Below are 1,790 nucleotides of genomic sequence, written 5' to 3'. Positions count from 1 at the left end.
GATTTGCCAGATTAGATGAGCCAAGATTAGAAGTCGTCTTACTATTTATAGTGAAGACTTCAAGCAAGATTAAACTGAAGAGTTTGATCATGGCTCAGATTGAACGCTGGCGGCAGGCTTAACACATGCAAGTCGAGCGGAAACGATGGGAGCTTGCTCCCAGGCGTCGAGCGGCGGACGGGTGAGTAACACTTAGGAATCTACCTAGTAGTGGGGGATAGCTCGGGGAAACTCGAATTAATACCGCATACGACCTACGGGAGAAAGGGGGCAACTTGTTGCTCTCGCTATTAGATGAGCCTAAGTCGGATTAGCTAGATGGTGGGGTAAAGGCCTACCATGGCGACGATCTGTAGCTGGTCTGAGAGGATGATCAGCCACACCGGGACTGAGACACGGCCCGGACTCCTACGGGAGGCAGCAGTGGGGAATATTGGACAATGGGGGCAACCCTGATCCAGCCATGCCGCGTGTGTGAAGAAGGCCTTTTGGTTGTAAAGCACTTTAAGCAGTGAAGAAGACCATACGGTTAATACCCGTATGCGATGACATTAGCTGCAGAATAAGCACCGGCTAACTCTGTGCCAGCAGCCGCGGTAATACAGAGGGTGCAAGCGTTAATCGGAATTACTGGGCGTAAAGCGAGCGTAGGTGGCTTGATAAGTCAGATGTGAAATCCCCGGGCTTAACCTGGGAACTGCATCTGATACTGTCAGGCTAGAATAGGTGAGAGGAAGGTAGAATTCCAGGTGTAGCGGTGAAATGCGTAGAGATCTGGAGGAATACCGATGGCGAAGGCAGCCTTCTGGCATCATATTGACACTGAGGTTCGAAAGCGTGGGTAGCAAACAGGATTAGATACCCTGGTAGTCCACGCCGTAAACGATGTCTACTAGTCGTTGGGTCCCTTGAGGACTTAGTGACGCAGCTAACGCAATAAGTAGACCGCCTGGGGAGTACGGCCGCAAGGTTAAAACTCAAATGAATTGACGGGGGCCCGCACAAGCGGTGGAGCATGTGGTTTAATTCGATGCAACGCGAAGAACCTTACCTGGTCTTGACATATCTAGAATCCTGCAGAGATGCGGGAGTGCCTTCGGGAATTAGAATACAGGTGCTGCATGGCTGTCGTCAGCTCGTGTCGTGAGATGTTGGGTTAAGTCCCGCAACGAGCGCAACCCTTGTCCTTAGTTACCAGCGGGTTAAGCCGGGAACTCTAAGGATACTGCCAGTGACAAACTGGAGGAAGGCGGGGACGACGTCAAGTCATCATGGCCCTTACGACCAGGGCTACACACGTGCTACAATGGTAGGTACAGAGGGCAGCTACACAGCGATGTGATGCGAATCTTTCAAAGCCTATCGTAGTCCAGATTGGAGTCTGCAACTCGACTCCATGAAGTAGGAATCGCTAGTAATCGCGGATCAGAATGCCGCGGTGAATACGTTCCCGGGCCTTGTACACACCGCCCGTCACACCATGGGAGTTGATTGCACCAGAAGTGGATAGCCAAACCTTTTAGGATGGCGTTCACCACGGTGTGGTTGATGACTGGGGTGAAGTCGTAACAAGGTAGCCGTAGGGGAACCTGCGGCTGGATCACCTCCTTATAGACGGCATTCGCTCAGCAAGAATTCACAACAAGTTGTTCTTTAGTTTAGTTTGTTTATAAGCCTTATTGTATAAAGCCATGCTTTAGACATTAAAGGCCTGTAGCTCAGCTGGTTAGAGCACCGTGTTGATAACGCGGGGGTCGGCAGTTCAAGTCTGCCCAGGCCTACCATTATTA

The 1,790-nt window shown here is 51.1% G+C and carries 1 tRNA gene and 1 rRNA gene; both read left to right on the top strand.

Annotated features, from left to right (window positions below):
* Positions 1-71: 71 nt before the first annotated feature.
* Positions 72-1,611: ribosomal RNA gene (locus ACTXGJ_RS12605) — 16S ribosomal RNA — on the top strand.
* Positions 1,612-1,707: 96 nt separating this feature from the next.
* Positions 1,708-1,784 (top strand) — tRNA-Ile (locus ACTXGJ_RS12600).
* Positions 1,785-1,790 lie beyond the last annotated feature (6 nt).

Source organism: Psychrobacter sp. 1Y11 (genome assembly GCF_052259045.1).
Lineage (GTDB): Bacteria > Pseudomonadota > Gammaproteobacteria > Pseudomonadales > Moraxellaceae > Psychrobacter.
The sequence above is the reverse complement of the archived record's forward strand: the minus strand, read 5'-3'. Positions and strand labels throughout refer to the sequence as shown.